At 39.5% G+C, this 19,609-nt stretch carries 15 protein-coding genes; 8 read left to right on the top strand and 7 right to left on the bottom strand.

Features of this window, described 5'->3' with window-relative positions; translation table 11 throughout:
* The first annotated feature begins 56 nt into the window (after positions 1–56).
* From RBATCC27255_RS09035 to RBATCC27255_RS10785, 8 genes are all read left to right on the top strand, one after another.
* On the top strand, positions 57–479 hold the full coding sequence (locus RBATCC27255_RS09035) for an acyltransferase (protein WP_206602220.1): 423 nt from the start codon (positions 57–59) through the stop codon (positions 477–479).
* A gap of 2 nt (positions 480–481) precedes the next feature.
* Positions 482–1,600 (top strand): polysaccharide pyruvyl transferase family protein, encoded by a 1,119-nt coding sequence (locus RBATCC27255_RS09030; RefSeq protein WP_101029685.1) that lies wholly within the window; start codon positions 482–484, stop codon positions 1,598–1,600.
* A 14-nt stretch (positions 1,601–1,614) separates the two neighbouring features.
* Positions 1,615–2,766: a Coenzyme F420 hydrogenase/dehydrogenase, beta subunit C-terminal domain gene (locus RBATCC27255_RS09025; RefSeq protein WP_341458209.1), complete on the top strand. Its 1,152-nt coding sequence runs from the start codon at positions 1,615–1,617 to the stop codon at positions 2,764–2,766.
* A gap of 20 nt (positions 2,767–2,786) precedes the next feature.
* Positions 2,787–3,923 carry a glycosyltransferase gene (locus RBATCC27255_RS09020; RefSeq protein ID WP_101029683.1) on the top strand — a complete coding sequence of 379 codons (1,137 nt, stop codon included), beginning with the start codon at positions 2,787–2,789 and terminating at the stop codon, positions 3,921–3,923.
* 19 nt (positions 3,924–3,942) lie between these two features.
* Positions 3,943–6,288: a polysaccharide pyruvyl transferase family protein gene (locus tag RBATCC27255_RS09015; protein ID WP_101029682.1), complete on the top strand. Its 2,346-nt coding sequence runs from the start codon at positions 3,943–3,945 to the stop codon at positions 6,286–6,288.
* Between the two features lie 13 nt (positions 6,289–6,301).
* The gene (locus RBATCC27255_RS09010) at positions 6,302–7,525 is read left to right on the top strand and encodes an O-antigen ligase family protein (RefSeq protein ID WP_101029681.1); all 1,224 of its coding nucleotides are present in this window, start codon (positions 6,302–6,304) and stop codon (positions 7,523–7,525) included.
* Between the two features lie 15 nt (positions 7,526–7,540).
* Positions 7,541–8,944: a lipopolysaccharide biosynthesis protein gene (locus RBATCC27255_RS09005; protein WP_101029680.1), complete on the top strand. Its 1,404-nt coding sequence runs from the start codon at positions 7,541–7,543 to the stop codon at positions 8,942–8,944.
* A gap of 114 nt (positions 8,945–9,058) precedes the next feature.
* A complete protein-coding gene (locus RBATCC27255_RS10785; protein ID WP_101029679.1) occupies positions 9,059–9,379 on the top strand; it encodes an IS66 family transposase in 321 nt (106 codons plus the stop codon).
* Positions 9,380–9,588: 209 nt separating this feature from the next.
* Here RBATCC27255_RS10785 and RBATCC27255_RS08995 read toward each other — a convergent pair whose 3' ends face one another.
* The 7 genes from RBATCC27255_RS08995 to RBATCC27255_RS08965 all read right to left on the bottom strand — a co-directional run bounded on the left by RBATCC27255_RS08995 (position 9,589) and on the right by RBATCC27255_RS08965 (position 19,601).
* Complete coding sequence (locus RBATCC27255_RS08995; RefSeq protein WP_101029678.1) at positions 9,589–11,715, bottom strand: hypothetical protein; 2,127 nt, start codon at positions 11,713–11,715, stop codon at positions 9,589–9,591.
* 402 nt (positions 11,716–12,117) lie between these two features.
* Positions 12,118–12,765 (bottom strand): ribulose-phosphate 3-epimerase, encoded by a 648-nt coding sequence (gene rpe, locus RBATCC27255_RS08990; protein WP_101029677.1) that lies wholly within the window; start codon positions 12,763–12,765, stop codon positions 12,118–12,120.
* A gap of 14 nt (positions 12,766–12,779) precedes the next feature.
* Positions 12,780–15,443, bottom strand: coding sequence for a hypothetical protein (locus tag RBATCC27255_RS08985; protein WP_101029676.1), 2,664 nt, complete (start codon positions 15,441–15,443; stop codon positions 12,780–12,782).
* Positions 15,444–15,665: 222 nt separating this feature from the next.
* Positions 15,666–16,424, bottom strand: a complete 759-nt coding sequence (gene rlmB, locus RBATCC27255_RS08980) for a 23S rRNA (guanosine(2251)-2'-O)-methyltransferase RlmB (RefSeq protein WP_101029675.1) — start codon at positions 16,422–16,424, stop codon at positions 15,666–15,668.
* 118 nt (positions 16,425–16,542) lie between these two features.
* Complete coding sequence (locus RBATCC27255_RS08975; protein WP_101029674.1) at positions 16,543–17,124, bottom strand: DUF6512 family protein; 582 nt, start codon at positions 17,122–17,124, stop codon at positions 16,543–16,545.
* Between the two features lie 442 nt (positions 17,125–17,566).
* On the bottom strand, positions 17,567–18,262 hold the full coding sequence (locus RBATCC27255_RS08970; protein ID WP_169923312.1) for a bis(5'-nucleosyl)-tetraphosphatase: 696 nt from the start codon (positions 18,260–18,262) through the stop codon (positions 17,567–17,569).
* Between the two features lie 37 nt (positions 18,263–18,299).
* Positions 18,300–19,601 (bottom strand): DHHW family protein, encoded by a 1,302-nt coding sequence (locus RBATCC27255_RS08965; RefSeq protein ID WP_169923311.1) that lies wholly within the window; start codon positions 19,599–19,601, stop codon positions 18,300–18,302.
* Positions 19,602–19,609 lie beyond the last annotated feature (8 nt).

Raw genomic sequence — 19,609 nt, 5'->3', positions numbered from 1 at the left:
TATTAAAAATATACTGGCGAACAAAAGCCGCAATAAAAAAACTATGCTTTAAAATTATGTTTGGAAAGAGATTTTCGGTCGGGAAAAATACAACCTTCCGCAAAAATTTCGGTCTTTATCTTGAAAAAGGTGCATCAATAAAAATCGGAAACGATTGCTTCTTCAATCGTGGTTGTTCTGTTAATTGCCTTGAAAGTGTTGAAATCGGCGACCATACCATATTCGGAGAAAATGTCAAAATTTATGACCAGAATCATAAATTCAGGGACAGAACAAAGCTTATCCGTGAACAGGGATATTCAACAGGTCGTGTAAAAATCGGAAACAACTGTTGGATTTGCACCAATGCAGTCATTCTCAAAGGCGTTGAAATCGGGGATAACAGCGTTATCGGTGCAGGTTGTGTTATTCATCATGACATTCCCGCAAATTCTGTTGTAAAAAGCAACGGCGGTATTACTATTGAAAGTTTGGACTGATTATGGACAATAAAAAAACAGTTGCATATCTGACAAGACACACAGTTTCAAACTACGGCTCTGTTTTGCAGGCATATGCAACACAAACAGCACTCGAAAAACTCGGTTGTAATGCTGTATGCATTAATTATTACAGAACCGATGAAAAAACAGAGAATATAGTTGATACGAGGCTTAAAAGCGTAAGTGCAAAATGGAATAAAAACGCACTCACCAGACTTTTTTTTAAGGCGACCCAAAAGCCCGTCTATAAATTTGCTGACAAACGCTTTGAAGAATACAGAAAAATTGTCAAGGTAACGGACAAAGAATATAACAGCGAAGCAGAGCTTAAAAGCGATATTCCAAAAGCTGACATATATATGACAGGAAGTGATCAGGTGTGGAATACCGTTGTCTGCGGAGAAATTGATCCTGTTTACTTTCTGTCCTTTTTGCCAAAAAAAGTAAAAAAGATTGCATATGCCGCAAGTTTTGGCGGTGCGAGTGTTGAAGAAAAAAACAAAACAAGAATAAAAAGTTGGCTTAAAGAATACAACAAAATTACTATCCGTGAAAACAGCGGAATTAAAATTGCATCAGAACTGGGAATTCACGCAGAGCAGGTTCTTGATCCGACATTTTTGCTTGATAAAAACGAATGGGAAAAGCTTATTCCGAATCGCAAATGCGATGAAAAGTATGTGCTTGTATATCAGCTTCACCCAAATAAGCAGTTTGATGCATACGCAAAAGAGTTTGCAAAGAGAAAAGGGCTAAAACTTTACAGGGTAAGCCATTGTTTTCATCATATTGTCCGCAGCGGAAAATTTATCTGTTGTCCGCCTGTCGGTGAATTTTTATGGTATATAAAGAATGCAGAATACTTTCTTACCGATTCATTTCACGGTACAGCTTTTTCGATAGGACTTAACACTCAATTTGCAGATGTTCTGCCCAAGAGCTACAGCGAAAGAATTTCGAGTATTCTGGAACTGATAGGATATGAGAATCGAATTTTAAAGAGCTATGATGACTTTAAAATTGCAGAGGAAAAAATTGATTTTAATAGGGTAAACGAGATAATCTCAACCGAAAGAAAAAAATCGTTTGATATTCTGAAGGATATGATAGGTGATTAATTGTGAACAATATAATGCAACTTGGAAAAAGCTGCTGCGGTTGCTCCGGATGTGAGCAGATATGCCCTAAAAATTGTATATCTATGAAACCGGATCATGAAGGCTTTTTATATCCCGAGGTTGATGAAAGCATCTGCATTGAATGCGGAATTTGTATTAAACATTGCCCTATTTTGACCGATGTATCAAGATGCAATATTCCAAAAGTATATGCTGCAAAATACAAAGACCGTGGAAGTACATTCAAAAGTACTTCCGGCGGACTTTTTATACCTATCGCAAAATCCGTTCTATCTATGGGCGGTGTTGTTTTCGGCTGTGCATATGATGAAAACCTTGTTGCAAAACATATTAAGGTTGAAACCGAAGATGGGCTTTACCGACTGCAAAGTTCCAAATATGTTCAAAGCGACACAAGAGGAATTTATAAACAGGTTAAAACCGAACTTGAGAACGGCAAAGAAGTTCTTTTCAGCGGCACAGGCTGTCAAGCAGCGGGACTGCGTTCTTTTCTCGGCAAAGATTATGGTAATCTGCTGATTACAGATATTGTATGTCACGGTGTGCCGAGCCCAAAACTTTTCAAAAATTATATTGACTATATGGGCAAAAAGCTCGGCGGCACATTAACCTCATATAACTTTAGAAGCAAAGAAAAGCGTGGTTGGGATCTGTACTATAAAGCTGAAAACGGTCAAAAAAGCAAATCTGATTATGGCTTTTTTGACCCATACTACAGTGCTTTTCTATACTGTAAAACCTACCGCGAAAGTTGTTACGAATGTAAATTTGCCAACAAAAATCGCGTAAGTGACATTACCCTTGCCGACTACTGGGGAATACAAAAATTTCATCCCGAATTTTTTGATGAAAACGGTGTTTCCCTCGTCCTTGTAAATACCGAGAAGGGCAAAAAATACCTTGAAAAGATAAAAGACAAGCTTGAAATAATTGAGTCTGATTATAACAAAGCCTCTGTTATGAACGCAAATCTCGTACATCCCTCAAAACGACCAAGTTGCAGGGATTCAATTTATGACGGTTTTGACTGCGGCAACTTTGAAACATATGCCAAAACTAAGCTTGCTTTTAAAATAAATCCAAAAACCAAAATCAAAAAAATGATTCCTCTCGGAGTAAAAAGGTTTCTGAGAAAATTACGCTGATAAAGGAAGGAAAACCGATAATGAGGGTACTGCAAATTGCTGTTGGAATAAACGGCGGAGGTGTCGGCGCTGTATTATTAAACTACTACAGCCATATGGATCATAATGATGTAAAATTTGATATTGTCATTGATGATCTTCCATCGGTAAAAAACGGCAGTCTTAATGAAGCCACTTTTAAACAGATGGGTTGCAATATTTTTCGTGTCACACCAAAATCAGTTAATCTGAGAGAAAATATCCGACAGGTAAGCGAGATAATGAAAAACGGCAACTATGATGTGTTACATTCTAATATGGAGGAATGGTCGGCACTGTACTGTTGTATAGCAAAAAAACACGGTATAAATACACGCATTGCTCATGCACATCTTGCGTATGTAAACACACCGAGTCTGATTAAAAAAATGTACAACCGTGTTTTGAAAACAGGTTTAAAACACTATGCGACTGATTTTTTTGCTTGCAGTCGTGATGCGGGAAAATACCTTTTTGGTGATTCTATTCTTAAAAAAGATAATTTTAAGGTTCTTCCAAACGCAATAGAAACAAACAAATACATTTATAATTGCGAAACAAGGAACAGAATAAGAAAAGAATTTGGAATCAACAATAATACATTTGTGGTAGGATTTGTCGGAAGATTATATTATCAAAAAAATCCCGAGCGTATGATCAGAATTTTTAATGAAATCTGCAAAAAGCACACTGATTCTCAACTTGTCATTGTAGGTGATTATAAAAGCTATTCCAAATTCTCAGAACTTACGGATTATGCTAAAAAAAACGGCATTTACAACCAAATCATCTACACAGGTCTGCGTCAGGATGTACCCGATGTTATGCAGGCATTTGATGCATTTGTTCTTCCCTCTCGTTACGAAGGTTTCGGAATAGTATACATAGAAGCGCAAACCGCCGGTCTTATGACATTCGGAACAGCAAAGGTAGTACCCGAAGAAGTCAACTGCACAAAACTTATGAACTTTATTGATTCAAAGAAAACCGACAAAGAATGGGCGGAAATTATTCTGAATAAAAGCTTAAACTATACAAGGGAAGATCTGTCAACTGAAATTCGAAATTCTGGTTTTGAAATAGCCGTTGAAGCAAAGAAATTGCAAAGATTTTATATTGAAAAAGCAAGCAAATATTAACTACCGGAGGCGGTATAAAATGATAGGTCTGGCAACTCCATACAAAACTCAAAATTACGGTACAAAATTGCAGGCCTATGCCATGCAAACAATTTTTTCTGAAATAGGATACGACACTGAAATTATCAACTATACACATATTTCAAGTAAAAAAGACAAAATTCTAACTCTGCTTTCACCCAAGAAGCTCAGAGAAAAAGCCAAGTATAAAAAAGCAACAAAAAAAGCTGTCAGCAATGCCGTTTATGCGGAGTGCATTTCTCTCAGAAACAACCAATTTAATAAATTTGTCAACAACAATCTGCATACAACGCGTAACTTTGTAAATCTTGATTCATTGAGGGAATATTCTAAAAGATACGATGCGGTTATATGCGGAAGCGATCAGATATGGCTGCCTGTACATATAAGACAGAATTATTATACACTTTCATTTGTTCCTGAGGGAACACGGAAAATTGCCTATGCCCCAAGTTTTGGCATAAGCACTGTTGAAAATTCTGACAAAAAACTCTACCAAAATTCAATCAATAATTTTGACTTTCTCTCATGCAGAGAAGAAAGCGGTTGCAAGCTCGTACATAATCTTACCGGTCGTGATGCTCAGCTTGTTCTTGATCCTACCCTTATGGTAAACAAAAAAAGTTGGGATAAGATGAGCGGTGACACTCCAATCGTGGATGGAAAATACATATTCTGCTATTTTCTTGGACAGAACCCTGAACACAGAAAGGTTGTAAGGAAACTTTCTGAACAGACAGGCTTTAAAGTTGTTTGTATTCCGTATATTGAAGGATATACGGAAAGTGATGATAATTATGCAGATATTTCACTATATGATATAGGACCCGACGGTTTTATCAACTTGATAAAGAATGCTCAGTTTGTATGTACGGATTCATTTCACGGCAGTGTTTTTTCAACTATATTTGAGCGTCAGTATTTTGTTTTTGAGCGTTTTGCAAGCGGAATGAAAGGCTCAACCAACACCCGACTTGAATCACTTTTAAAAAGTCTTAAGCTTGAGTACAGACACATAAAATGCAGTGATATTTTACCGGATTGGGACAAAAAGATTGCTAAATCTATTGACTATAATAAAACCAATGCACTTCTTGACAATCTCAAAAACGAGTCATTCAACTACATTTTAAAAGCACTTGACGGAATCCCCCCGAAAAAATCAAAGCATATTGAATTATTTGACAAGTATGATTGTTGCGGATGTTCTGCATGTGCAGATAAGTGTCCAACAAACAGTATTTCTATGAAGCCCGATAAAGAAGGATTTTTATATCCTGAAATTGACGAATCAAAATGCGTTGAATGTTCGGCCTGCCTTAAAGTCTGCCCAATAAAGCAGTTTCGCAAAGGCGAAAATGATTTTACTGCTTTTGCCGCTAAAAGTAACGACAAAGAAATCAGACACGAAAGCACATCAGGCGGTATATTTACCCACCTTGCAAAAGCAATCATATCAAATGGCGGTGTAGTTGTAGGAGCTGCATTTGACGAAGAATTTAATGTAAAACACATTGTAATCGAAAATGATAAAGACATAAAAAAAATCAGCGGTTCAAAATATGTGCAAAGCAGTACTCAAGGCATCTATAAAAAAATCAAAGAACTTCTTAATACAGGGAAAACAGTTATGTTTTCCGGCACGCCTTGTCAAATAAGAGCATTGAAAAGCTATCTTGACAAAAATTACGATAATCTTATTTTGATAGATCTTTTCTGCCATGGAGTACCTTCTCCCAAAATATGGCAAAGGTATCTTGAATTTATAAATCCTGAAAAAAAATGTATACAGTCTGTTTCATTCAGAGATAAACGAATCAGTTGGGAAGACTATTCACTAACCGTCAAATATGATGAAACTGAAAAAAGTACATTTTGGAAAGATGACAGCTATGCCCGTGGATTTGGTTTTTCATTATTTAACCGTCCGTCATGCAGCAAATGCCGTCTTAAATCATTCCCGAGAGTAAGCGACATTACTCTTGGCGACTTGTGGCTTATCGGACAGATTTTCCCTGATTTTGATGACCACAAAGGAACTTCTTTTGTTATCCTAAACAGTGATAAAGGCTGTAAGCTTTTTGAAAAAATAAAGAATGAAATAACATTCAAAGAAATTCCAAAAGATATGCTCAATCTCACCTACCCTGTAATGGGTTCTCCAACCAAAGCACATCAGAATCGAAGCAAGTTTTTTGAACAGCTTGACACAATCCCATTTGATGTACTTGTTAAAAGATACGCAACAATAGACAGAAAACGGGAGTATAAAATAAAACGAAATAAAATTCTTAATAAAATTGGAGTTCTTCCATTACTTAAAAAGATAAAAAGAAAATTATGACGGGAGAGTACTGATGAAAAAACTAATGAATCAAAACTGGTTTATCGCCATAGTATTTATGGTTCTGTATAAACCTGCAATATTTTCACAAATGCCTCAATATCAGACATTTGATAAAATTTCAAATGTGCTGAAGGTACTCATCATTGCCGTCCTTCTGGTGTGGTTTTGCCTCTTTTATCAAAAATTTTCAATGTACTTTGTAATATTTTTGTTTTTTGAAGTTTGGAGGATACTGGCAACGATTTATTGTGACGGAAACTATTCTTCCTTGTTTCTGACAATATTCAATTCTCTTGCAATTGTATTAGTTGTTGAAATGGGACTAAAAACTGACCCTGATGCACTGCTTGACGGTGCGACCTTTGTTTTGGGAATATTCGTGTTAATTAACTTTATCACTGTACTTTTGTTTCCACAAGGAATGTATGAGTTTAACACATTCACAACAAACTACTTCCTTGGTTATAGAAATAATTCGATTATGCTTATTTTTCCTGCAATGATTTTTTCGGTTGTTCGATCCCTCAGATTATATGACAGACTGACTGTGTCTTCTTTTCTAATTTGCGTCATATCAACCGCAACAGTAATATTAGCATTTTCCGCAACCAGTGTTATCGGTATTATGATATTTATACTGTTCCTTTTTCTGGCTCTCATCAACTGGATGCCAAAATTTCTTAACATTGTTACTTATATTGTGATAAATATCATTTACTTCTTTGGAGTAATTATCCTGCGAGTACAGGAAGCATTTTCGTTTATAATTGTTAATGTGCTTGGAAGGGATCTATCTTTCACAGGTCGCACTAACATATGGGACAGTGCTCTTGAGGCATTTTATAAATCACCTATTTTCGGTGTCGGAGAAATCGATAATCAGGCTTCAAGAGATCTGATAGGCGCTACACATGCCCATAACTATTACCTGAATCTTTTGTACAAAAGCGGAGTCCCCGGATTTCTGCTTTTCTTTACCATCCTTATTATTTGTGGTATTGCCTTATACAAAAATCGCAAAAACGGCAAGATTCCGTTTGTTGTGTCAGGTGCTCTTTGTGCATTTATGATTATGCTTCAAAGCGAGGCTTATTACAACATATACTACTTCTTTTCAATTCTCACCTTATCAACTTTTATATCGTATGCTCTTCCCAAAAGAGATAGTGACGGTAACTTTATATATAAAAATAACAAACGAATTAAATCCAAAAAAGCAACGATTAAATTTTAGGGATGTGATTCATACTTGAACAATACAAGTAAGAAAAACGATAAAAATATAAAGGCAAGTGCTTTTTATATGGTTGGCAACCTATTTAACAAAGCTCTTGCATTTTTTACCATACCAATATTTACAAGACTTCTTACAACTTCTGAGTACGGAATTGCTCAAACCTATTTGTCATGGGTCAGCATATTAACTCTTATTGTCGGACTTTCACTTGGTAACTCAATCCGAACAGCATATGTTGATTTTCACGATGACATTGAAGGTTATATGTCATCAATTTTTGGTCTGTCATTACTCAGTTTTCTTGTATCATCAGCTTTAATCATTGCCGGAATGTTTATTTTTGGTAACATTGATATAATTCTCGTCATATGCTGTCTTATACAGTCATATTTTCAATTTGTAGCAACTGCTATGACAACAAAATATATGATGAAAGTTGATTACATAAGAAAAACTCTTTTGCTGGCACTTCCAAATTTGACGATTCAGGTTATTGCAATATTCACCATTATGAATATGCACGACGGCGATAAAAAATACTTCGGATATATTATCCCATACGCCGCAGTATATATGGTGGTCGGAATATATTTTGTAATTTCGTCATTTATCCGAGGAAAAAAGCCTTTAAACAAATTATATTGGAAATATGCACTCACATATTCCCTGCCACTTATATTCCATGGTCTTTCACTTGTTCTTCTGTCAAGTTCCGACAGAATTATGATTACAAACCTGTATAACTCATCTGAAGCCGGAGTTTATAGTCTGATTTATAATTTAAGTATGGTTGCCATGGCAGTCACCGCATCTCTTGAGGCTGTGTGGGTCCCGTGGTTCACCCGAAAACTTATGACAGGTGAGAAATCAACCATTAACAAAAATATCACAAAATATCTTGAAATAGCTCTTGTGCTTATGCTATGCCTTATGTTTGTTGCTCCGGAAATAGTAAAAATTATGGCGACAAAACAGTACTACAGTGGTATATATATGATTCCCCCTCTTGTATTTGCCTCCTATGAGATGTATATGTACACTGTGTATGTAAATGTAGAATACTACTATAAGTCAACAAAATACATTGCGTTTAACACCATCGTTGCCGCAATCACAAACATTGTGCTTAATTTCATTTTTGTTCCCTTATACGGAGGAATGGCAGCCTGCTTTACTACGGTGATCTCCTATATGGTTTCATTCTTAATGCACTCAAAGCATTCACGCAAGCTTGACAGAGAATTGTTTCCCCTTAAACAGTTTGCAGTTCCAACCTTAATTTTTATTATTGCAATCATTATTGCCTATCTTTTGATGGAGTTTTGGATAGTACGATGGATAATTGCAATTGTTGGATTTATCTTTTATGCGGCATATGCACTTTTAACAAAGAGGTTTTCAAACTTTCTAAAATAATAGATCATAAGCGAATAAATTCTTTTTCTACATTAACCACCAATGGCTTTATTGAATCCTGCTACAATAAAATCATAGTGAACGATAATCCTGCTGAATGAATGCGTTCTTTGCGTGGGCAAAATCACACAGAAACATCGCATCAAAGACAAACTCGGCAAGGCGATCAATTATCTGATTGAGGAAGAACCGTATCTGAGAAGGTACATCGAAGACGGCAGACTGCAAATTGACCACAACCGTGCCGAACTAAAACAACAAAATCAAGTGATTAGTATTTCAGCCACCGTGAATTTACACGGTGGCTGTTTTGACGGTTACATTCTCAAAAGAAATGCTTACGGCTACAGAAATTTCAAGCGTTTTCGTAACCGCATCTTACATATGTTTTCCAACAAACATATCAGTTCTGCAACAAAACAAGCGACAGCTTAATTCGCCGCCGCTTGTAATTCTCACATATTCTGTTTTTTCGGGTTACCCCAACTATTGACATTGAGACTTCGTTCGCAACTACCTCTCAGTGAACTTTCACCTTAGAGCATTAATATATAATCCCTCATACTAATAAAAGATCCGATGTCACCAAAGACATCGGATCTTCTCTTATGCATTAATATTTGTTATCAATTGCAATTTAGCAATTATTTCTCACCGAGATTCCAATAGCCAAGGAACATACCGTAACCATCAGTACTAGAACCTGTTACCTTTGAGTCGCATACAACAAATGTTTCACCATTGTGGTCTGCTGTTGTAAATGTACCCTTATTGTATGTTGCGCTATAACTACCGCTCTTAGCATTTAATACATTGTATCCGGGTGAAAGGAGCGTTCTGAAATTACCTTTACTGTTGCAGAATACAACATTCTTAGCATTATCAATTGCCTCAATCTGATCACTGTTAAGTGTTACCGAGTATACAGAATACTTACCACCTACGAGAGCCTTAGTTTTTAACGATGGAGTATACTTATCGGCTGTCTTCTTCATTTCAATCTTAGTAAGATCAGCCGGTGAGTTACTTGAACCATACGCAAGATATACTCCCTTGTCCATTGCTGTCTTGCCCTTTACAGGTGCCGGGAATACGCAGTAGAGTGTTGCTGTGCTTTCTACGATTTTAACTTCTGATGTTGACCAATATCCTGTGAATGTGCCGTAACCCTCAATACTTGAACCGGTGCTAATACCGTCACAGATTACAAATGTGTTCTTTGCTCTGTCGGCAAGCTTAGCTTTTGTTTTTGTGTATTCTGATGAATACTCTTTTCCGGCAGGAGCTTTCATTACGCTGTACTTGCCGTTGATGTAAGTTCTGTATGTACCTGAAGCATTCTCAAAGATTACATATGTTGATGCATCAATTGCAGCCACCTGATCCTCTGTAAGAGTCACAGTATATACCGGATATGTACCTGATACAAGCTGACTAGTCTTTGAATCTACATCTGCATATGTGCTTGTTCTTGTCATCTTAATCTTATTGAATGAACCAATCTTGTAATCATTGCTGTATCCAATATATACACCCTGATTCCAACAGTTCTTCCACTTTGTTGATGCCGGTGCCACTGCGTATACTGTAGTACACTTTGTCCAGTATCCTGTATATGTGCCGTAACCGTCTATGCTTGTTCCTGTTGTTACTTCACCATTCATAATGAATGTGCAATCATTAAGATTTGCAAGAGATGTTTTAGCTGTGTTGTAATCTGCACTATATGTTCCTGTCGGAGCTTTAAGAAGATTGTACTTTGAACTTACATAAGTCTTGTATGTATTCGATTTGTTTACAAGTACTACATAAATTGCCTTGCTAACAGCCTCTGCCTGCTCTTTTGAAAGTGTTACAGTGTAGAGAGCATATGTACCTGCTGTAAGCTTGTCTGTCTTTAAATCAGGTGTAAGGAAATCTGTTGTCTTTGTAAGCTGAATCTTTGTAAATGTGTTAATGGCATACTTATTGCTGTATGCAAGATAGATACCGTCATCCCAACATTTCGGGCTGGATACTGTCTTTGGTACAACAAAGTTAAGTGTCGTTTCACCAACCGGCTTTGTCGGCTGTGTTGCAGGCTGAGTCGGCTTTGTTGCGGGAGCTGTTGTGGGCTGTGTTACAGTTGTAGGCTGTGTTGCTGTTGTGGGCTGAGGAGCTGTTGTTGGCTCTTCGCCCTGAACGAGAACTGCCTCAGCAGTAAATACAGCGCCGTCTGCCTTTTCGCTGCCATACTTATTGACATATGTGATATCAACATCCTTACCGTTAAAAAGATCGTCATATGAGTCAGCCATTGTACCTGTAAGAACCTCAACATCGAGGTCAACTGTTGTGTCGCCGCTGCCTACAACATCAAATGTGAATGTACAATAAACACTCTTCTGTTTGAAGTTGTAAAGATCAAGGCTTGAGCAGTTGAAGAGCACTTCATTCTTAAGAGTTTTGTTCCAAACGATTGTGTCCTTGAATACAGGGAAATCAGTGTTTCTTGTGTTTGTTGAAGCAAGCTTAAGTACAGAGCTGTCATATGAGAGTGTGCCCTGTGTGTTAAGAATCATATTCTTAGCCTGAAGATTGTATGTAACAACAACCTGTTTTGTATTTGCATTATACTCATACGAAACAGGATCTGTTACATTTGATGTAACACTGATTTTGTTTGTAGAAGTTTTTTCGGCAGCACTTGCAGAAAATGGGAGGGCGGTGAACATACACAGCACCATCATAACCGCAAGAACCACAGAAAGCTTTTTCTGGATTTTTTTCATGCTAATTACTCCTTAAAAATAAAATATACTTGTGTCACAAATTGTGACTAACTTCCAAACCTCGGTATTTCAATCGTTCCGAACTACCGAGCTCAATTAAAATTATAGCACAATGTTGTCGTTCATACAACAAAAGTGTTATTCTTTTAACGAAAATTTTTCGCCTTAAAATATGTGCAAAATAACGGTACATTTGCTATTATGCACAAATTTAATGTCTGATTATTGTGAACATCGTCTTCTTTTCGTTTCACAGTAAAGAAATAACCGATAATAATACTATAGTATTTAATTTTATCTATCAACAATTGTTTTGTAAGAAAAAGTCTGTGTCAAGAGCAATTTCGGTGCGGACAGTATTGCTGTCGGCAATTTAATCCGATTGTCCGTTTTATAAAAGCGTCAAAAAGTTTTAAACAGTTCAATTGCCTTTGCCGGATCTGCGGCTCTGAAAACAGCCGTTCCCGCAACGCACACATCAACGCCTGCGTCGGCAGCCTGTTCAATTGTATCTCTTCCGATTCCCCCGTCAGCCTCAATCAGGATATTGTCCAGACCTCTGCGGTGACATTCTCTCTTGATTTCCTTAACTTTCGGCATCATATTCGGCATAAAGCTTTGACCGCCGAATCCGGGTTCAACTGTCATAACAAGTACGACATCAAGCTTTTCAAGATACGGGAACACTGTCCATGCAGGAGTGTTTGGCTTTAGCACAAGCCCCGGCTTTACTCCTCTTGACTTGATTTTATCAATCGTACTGTCAATATCGGAATCACACTCAACATGAAATGTGATGATATCAGCGCCTGCGTCGGCAAAATCATCAATATACTTAAGCGGCTCACTTATCATAAGATGAACATCAAACGGACGGTTTGAAAGCTTTCTTACCGCCTTGATAATCGGTGCACCGAAGGTTATGTTGGGAACAAAGTGACCGTCCATAACATCAAGGTGCATCCAATCTGCACCGGCCTGATCCATTCTTTCTATTTCTTCACCCATTTTTGAAAAGTCACAAGATAAAAGTGACGGAGCTATTTTCATACTTTACATCCTTTCTACGGTTTTTGAAGTGCGGGGGCAAACACAGCGGCGGCACCCCAGAACAACGCATAAATCAAGACTTCAAGCGAACCCATAACACTCACCCCGGCATACAGCGAAAGGGTTGACGCCACAAGCAATCCGAGAATTACGGCAATCAGCTGAATTATAATTGAAAGAGAAATATTATGCTTAATCTTCACACAGCCTGTTACGGCACGGGCAAGCGAAGCGGCCTTGCCGTTTGTAATGAGGTAGGAACGGGAGGTTTCCTCAACCGTATCCTCCGCCTCCTTGAGAACATTTCCGAGTCCTGTCGGAAGCACCTTGATACTGCGGTAGAACAAATCGTAAAGATTTGCAATAAGGTCATTTGTAACATTATAATCGGTTGTTCTGATAAGAAAACTGACGCCGTTGGTTTCGGCTCTTTGCATTTCAGCCTTAAGCTGAGGGTCGGCGGTATATTTTGTAACGAACATTGCAACGAGTCTGCCCGCTCTCGAAAGATATGTAACCTGTCTGCCGCAGGAGGTGTATTTCTCCTCGTATTCAATATTAGGAACTTCAACGCTGTATTTTTCCATAAGGGTGCGTGAGCCGACAAGGATTCTCTCGCTGTTAATCCAGCCGACAAGACCGATTTCGTCCTCGTACAGCACACTTTCAACCTCGGGAAGAGTTTCGTTTGTTTCGGCAACAACCGAATCAAATGCATTTGCAATTGGGTTCTGAGCTTCTTTAAGAATTGCTATGCCACACAAAAGCGACTCGTCAATTGCGTACTCCTCAAAGGTTTTAATTCCCTCAAGTGAGATTGACTCAGCAGGAAACAGCTCGGTTGCATCTATCATAACTGCAGTGCTGTCGCAGAACTGCTTTACCGACGGATAGCCCGAAAGCATTGCACCGTAAGAAAGCAAAGTTTTGCAGAGCTTTCTCACAGGCGCATTTACCGACAAAAGCGTTGCCACCGGAACAGATACCGCCGCTACAAGCGCAAATGCGTTCAACGCGTCTGCAAACGACATTTTAACAATACCGTATATAATCGCGATTATCACTGACGCAACCGTTGTTATCGGGGCAAGCTTTGACGCCAAATCCTCACTCGGGTCGGGCGCATAAGATATTTTCAGAAAGTTTGCCGGAAATTTGGTCTTATGCTGATAGGCAATAATGGGACGGTCGGCGGCGGTGCCGCTCATCATCTGTCTTGCAACAGATTCATTATTATAAATTTTTGAAGCATACTTCTGACCCTTTGACGACACAAAGCGGAAATTGTCCTTTACACGAAGAACCATCAGAAGCTTGCCGACATTGTTCGCAAAAAAAGCAATCAACGGAATTACCGTGTAATAATTTACATAGAAGCCGTTTAAATCGCCGAGGCAGAAAAACGACACTATTATCTGAATCATTCCTGCCGCACCGGCAACTGCAACAGCCGTGTCTGAATTGCCCTTTACACGAACAAGCGGTGAAAGTCCGCTCAGCATTGCAACACGGTTAAGCACAAGTGACGCCGCCATAAGAACAAACAGTAAAATTGCATATGCCGCAGGCGCAAACGGTATTGCGGAACAGATTCCACTCGGGAAAAGTCTTGTCACAACCGTAAGCACAACAACTATAGCCGCAATAATTCCCGAAAGCAGACTTCTCATAAACAGCTTTTTTATATTATGGTTAAGCTCATAAAATATGCTTCTTTCGTCCTCTTCGCCCGTATAATCCTCAACAGGCTCGGCATTTTCGTCTTTGACGGTATCGCTGTCATCCGACTCATCCTTTGAGAAAATTCCTACAAGTGCAGAAATCACTTTTTCGCCCAAAGGACGACTGTCCTTGTGATTTTGCTCGGCAGGGGCAGCTCCTTCATCGGCAACAGCTGTTTCGGGACGAAGCACATGAGCAATTACCGAAGGATTTTTGGAACGGACATATTCCTCATACTCGTTAGCTACGGCATCGGAAAATCTGCCTGCCTTGACATTGAGAATGTTCCTCGGTTCATCGGGACGGTAAACAGGAACCTTTGCAACCACCTTGCGCGGCGGCTTTTCGGGGGGTTGAAGCTGATGGACAGGAGTATTAAGCGCCTCGGCGGAGTCCTCTTTTTTTTCTTCCTTTTTTTCAGTCTTACCGTCGGGAATATCAATATCAATTGTATGGTAGCTTTTGATTTCGGCATCCTCGCGAAACTGCTCAACCTCGCCGAGTACTTCACCCGAAAACTCTGTGTTTTCGTCGTATTCGGGGGTGAGGGTCACTATCTTATTTTCTTCCTCTGCGGCTTTTTTCTTTGCCTCTTCGTACTCACGCTTAGCCTTTTCGGCTCTTTCTGCCGCCTTTTTTTCGGCTTCTGCTTTGAGCTGTTCGGGAGTTACAAGTTCATCGTCATTTCCGTCCATTATCAGCTCTGCCTGCATCGTGGCGGCTGTTTTATCTCCGACTATTGAATTTGAGGTGTCGGGTTCGGACTCATCGAGCGGACTTACATTTTTCAATCTTGGCTTTTTATCTGCATTGCTGAAAATTTCCTCAACCTTTGGTTTTACACGGTACTTTTCAGCCGTCTGCTCCATTCGCTCCTGATCGGCAAGATAGTGGGTTTCTTCGAGTATGCTCTCAATTTCAAGCTCTTTGAGCCTGTCCTTATCCATATCAGCCAAAGCATTCACTCCTTTTTATTTACTCTCGGGCAGATAGTTAGATTTATCGGAAACTATGCCGCCCGAGCTGTACTCTCTGTTTTTACAATCTTTGACATTTAAACACACAACTTTGATAACATCAAATGATTTTATTTAAACATTAAATTTCTTCAAAACGGGCGGATAATATCCGCCCCTACGCATAAATTGTACAAATAATTTTCAACTTTCAATTTGACATCAGCGGTTTTTCATCGCTTTGTACATCAAAATTCCTGCGGCAACCGACGCGTTGAGGGAATTTATCTGACCTTTCATCGGCAACGACACGATTACATCGCACTTTTCACGAACAAGCCTTGAAATGCCCTTGCCCTCGTTGCCGATAACAATTGCGCACGCACCCGAAAAATCGCACTTGTCATAATCCGTGCCGTCCATATCTGCGCCGTAGACCCACACGCCTTTTTCTTTGAGTTCATCAAGCGTAACTGCGATATTGGTCACCCTTGCAACACGCATATATTCAATTGCGCCTGCAGACGCTTTGGCAACCGTGTAGCTTAAACCGGCACTTCTGCGTTTGGGAATAATAATTCCGTGAACTCCGGCACATTCCGCAGTTCTTATTATTGCACCGAGGTTGTGAGGGTCTTCAACCTCATCAAGCACAACAACAAACGGTGCTTCGCCTCTGCTTTCGGCATATTCAAGGATATCTTCAACCGTTGAATAATCCTTTGCCGCCGCAAATGCGACAATGCCCTGATGAGTTGCTCCGCCGCTCACATAATCAAGCTTTGTGCGGTCAACTTCTTTAACGGGTATTTTTTTGTCACGGGCTTTTGCAAGTATTCCCACAATCGCACCGCTCTTTTCGCCCCTTGCAACAAGAATTTTGTCAATCGGGCGGTTGCTGCGAACAGCCTCGCTTACAGGATTTCGTCCTGCAATTACATCGGGCTTTTGCTCTGTATTTTCAATTTTTTCGTTTTTCATCATAAATCAGCCTTGTTAAGATTTTTCGTGTCCGCATCGGACACACTCTTTCATTTTCTTTATAGCGTTAATTATAACACAAAACAAAAAATTGTAAAATACCTTTTATCTTAAAAAATCAAACTCTGTACAATGTATCAAGAGCAATCGCTCCGGAGTCGATGTATTCGGGAATAATGCCGTACATTCCCATAGCCGTATCCTCAAAAATCACCATATGCGGCGGAAACACCGTAAAGCTGCAGTACACGGCAATCAACAGCAACATCATAAACACGCAAGGCAAAAAAAGCTGTTCAATTTTTCTTTCGCCGTATTCAAGCCTTGCGCTGAGTGCAAACGCAGAAAAACACACGGCAATTGCACAAATTAACCTTGGTAGACCTGCACTTTCAACACCGAGTGCATAGATTAGCAGATATGACGCAAGACAGAATATTCCGACAAACCACAGCGAAATTATTCTTGACACGGCAAAGCGGTGGAATCCCGACCTTTTGCCCACAGCCTCAACAAGACTCCATATAAAATATGACAGCATTACAACCTTGGTCTGTTCCCACATACTGTTGTTTACCGAGCCGAAGAAAATCCCCAGCAAAGCGCCGTTTGTGAGCGAATACAGATTTTTAAACAAAATTATCATCAGCGGCACAACGATAATTCCCCATATCTGCATTTTTACGGTTTCTTTTTTCATAAAACACACCTCGCCGTTGTATTCTATGAGCCGCAATTGTCAAATATTACCCTTTAAGGTTTTCAAAAACAGTAATCCCTGTTATTTCTGTTTGCAAATTTGCGATTTATTTTTCCAAATCGGCACATTTACATTCTGTATAATTCAACATTTTCAACAACAATGTGGAAAACTATGTTGAAAGTGTTAAAAGTCGTGTTATGAAAAGCTGATATTACACGAAGTTTACAAACCTGTAACTTTTAACATCCAAAAACCGAGTTTTCCACATTTCTCATAAAGAAATTTAACATTACAGCTCTATTACTAACTGTATAATATGTGTGTCAAGGGTTATTTTTTATGTTTTTTCAACATTTTTATTCCACAGAAAATACCCGTAAAAATCAAAAAACAGGTACACAACCGTGTACCTGCAAATTTCAAGGTTATTTATCAATTTTTAGTTTCTGAGCAGATGAATAGCCGTTTCGGCTTTATCAATAATTCTCAAATCATTATCGTATGAGCACATTTTCCGTGCCTGCTGCAAGTCAACCCAAATATAACTGTCAATTTCCTCTTCCTGAATCGTCACATTATCCGTAAATGCCTGTGCAAGAAAAAAGACAACCCTTTTGCGGATTTTGCCGAAAGGACAGTACTCGCTGATTTCACGAAAGTCGTTTTCAATCACAACATCAAGCCCTGTTTCCTCTTTAATTTCACGGATAGCCGTCTGATGTTCGTTTTCGCCCTCTTCGATATGCCCCTTCGGAAAGCTCCAATACCTGCCGTTGCTGTTCTTTACAAGCAAAATTTTCGTATTCTGTCTGCTCTTATAAAAGATAACAGCGCCGCAGGACTTTTCGTAAAGGCAAACAATGCTTTTCAGCTTAATATTTTTCAGCCTTGAAAGCACCTGTCGCAGCTCGGGCTCATAAAACACCTCGCCGAACTGTGAAACAATCGGGCGCTCGCCGTCCAAACCGTCAAATTCAGCCACCGCAACAACAACGCCTTCAAAATACTCTGTAACAGGCTTGTGCGAAATGACATACGCGCTCCTGCTCGTCACAGAGCCGGAGGTAATCTGTGCCGAATAAAGCCTGTCACTGATTTTTCCGAAAACATTCACTTTTACATTGTCCGCTATCATCGGCATACACCTCCTTTTCTGCGATAAATTTGAACTGTCAGTTAAAAAGATTGCTCATACTGTCAAGCTGAACCTGAGTATTTGCACTCATTACGCCGTTAACAAACAGCACCTCGTTAATACCGTTCGTTTTGCAGTAATTAACAAGATTTTGATTGAAATATCTAAAATCGACAACATGAACCTCTTCATAGTTGTTTGTAAGATACGGAACAAGGGCATTGCCGTAGCTTTCTTTTACAACGGCAATTTTCTTGCCTGCCTCAGCATTTTCAGAGCCGGACTTGAGAACGGTAAGAGCGTTGTCGCCCATAATAAACACACCGTAGGTGTTTGAACCGCCCTCTGCGGCTTCATAGTAAGGGCTATCATAGCTTGCCGAAGAACCGTCGGCCTGAGTAATATCCATTGTCACATTATATGGTAGTTTCCAGTAACTTACCGTGTCGCTGTCAAGTCCGTCTGCCGAGTTTGTAAACGAGCCGGTAAAGCCGTTAATCTTCTGTTCCTCACAGTCGTCAAGTGAAAGAACAGGCAAATCATTTGTATCGGCAAACGCTGTGTAGGCATAGTAAGAACCAAGACCTGTCCAGTGATGATCGCTCTTGAAGTAGATGTAATCCGTGTTATGCTCCGCAAGACGGTTGTAGCAGTTAATCGGAGTCACCTTGTCCGAAAGAGCCGCATAAGCAGCCTTGATGTTGTCTGCCTGTGAGGTTGACGGAGCGTCGCTGTCCTTAAGTCTTTGCGGAAGCCCCATTTCCGTATGGTTGGGAACAATCATATCGTAAACCTTTACGGAACTGCCGAACTTGTCGGCAAAGCCGTTGATTGTCTTCGCATAGTTCTGCGCTCTTGCGTTATCGCTTGAGAACAGTTCATAGCCGGTCTTGTTCCACACATAAATGCTGTAGGCAAGAGTACCGTTAGTATTGTCATCCTTTATGTTAGGCGTCATAAAATAGGTTGGCGAAAGCTCATCTGCGGCGCCGCCGGATTTATCGGCGGTTGTTGCAGTCTGAACGGCAGGTGCTGTTGTTCCGACTGTTCCTGTCGGAATTTTTGAAAGCGAGTCGTCCTTTGAACAGCCCTTTATAATAGATGACAAAATCAATATGATAACAAGCAAAATTACAATTGCGCTTGTAACAATGATAATTCTGTTTCTTGTTCTTCTCTTATTTTTTCTTCTGACAGGTCTTCTTGAGGAGCGCTGAGAAGACGGCCTTGCGGCATAGCTTGCAGGACGGCGCTGCTGTCTGCGGCGATATTCGCGGCTGTCTATGCTGTCATCAAAATTATCAAGATCAAAATAATCGTAATCGTTTCGTCTGCTCATAGTGTTCT

The sequence above is a fragment of the Ruminococcus bromii genome (assembly GCF_002834225.1).
GTDB lineage: Bacteria > Bacillota > Clostridia > Oscillospirales > Acutalibacteraceae > Ruminococcoides > Ruminococcoides bromii.
The sequence above is the reverse complement of the archived record's forward strand: the minus strand, read 5'-3'. Positions and strand labels throughout refer to the sequence as shown.

Coding starts and splice junctions, on each gene's coding strand:
- RBATCC27255_RS09035 (WP_206602220.1), top strand. CDS start 57: ATGTTTGGAAAGAGATTTTCGGTCGGGAAAAATACAACCTTCCGCAAA.
- RBATCC27255_RS09030 (WP_101029685.1), top strand. CDS start 482: ATGGACAATAAAAAAACAGTTGCATATCTGACAAGACACACAGTTTCA.
- RBATCC27255_RS09025 (WP_341458209.1), top strand. CDS start 1,615: ATGCAACTTGGAAAAAGCTGCTGCGGTTGCTCCGGATGTGAGCAGATA.
- RBATCC27255_RS09020 (WP_101029683.1), top strand. CDS start 2,787: ATGAGGGTACTGCAAATTGCTGTTGGAATAAACGGCGGAGGTGTCGGC.
- RBATCC27255_RS09015 (WP_101029682.1), top strand. CDS start 3,943: ATGATAGGTCTGGCAACTCCATACAAAACTCAAAATTACGGTACAAAA.
- RBATCC27255_RS09010 (WP_101029681.1), top strand. CDS start 6,302: ATGAAAAAACTAATGAATCAAAACTGGTTTATCGCCATAGTATTTATG.
- RBATCC27255_RS08995 (WP_101029678.1), bottom strand. CDS start 11,715: ATGAAAAAAATCCAGAAAAAGCTTTCTGTGGTTCTTGCGGTTATGATG.
- rpe (WP_101029677.1), bottom strand. CDS start 12,765: ATGAAAATAGCTCCGTCACTTTTATCTTGTGACTTTTCAAAAATGGGT.
- rlmB (WP_101029675.1), bottom strand. CDS start 16,424: ATGAAAAACGAAAAAATTGAAAATACAGAGCAAAAGCCCGATGTAATT.
- RBATCC27255_RS08975 (WP_101029674.1), bottom strand. CDS start 17,124: ATGAAAAAAGAAACCGTAAAAATGCAGATATGGGGAATTATCGTTGTG.
- RBATCC27255_RS08970 (WP_169923312.1), bottom strand. CDS start 18,262: ATGATAGCGGACAATGTAAAAGTGAATGTTTTCGGAAAAATCAGTGAC.
- RBATCC27255_RS08965 (WP_169923311.1), bottom strand. CDS start 19,601: ATGAGCAGACGAAACGATTACGATTATTTTGATCTTGATAATTTTGAT.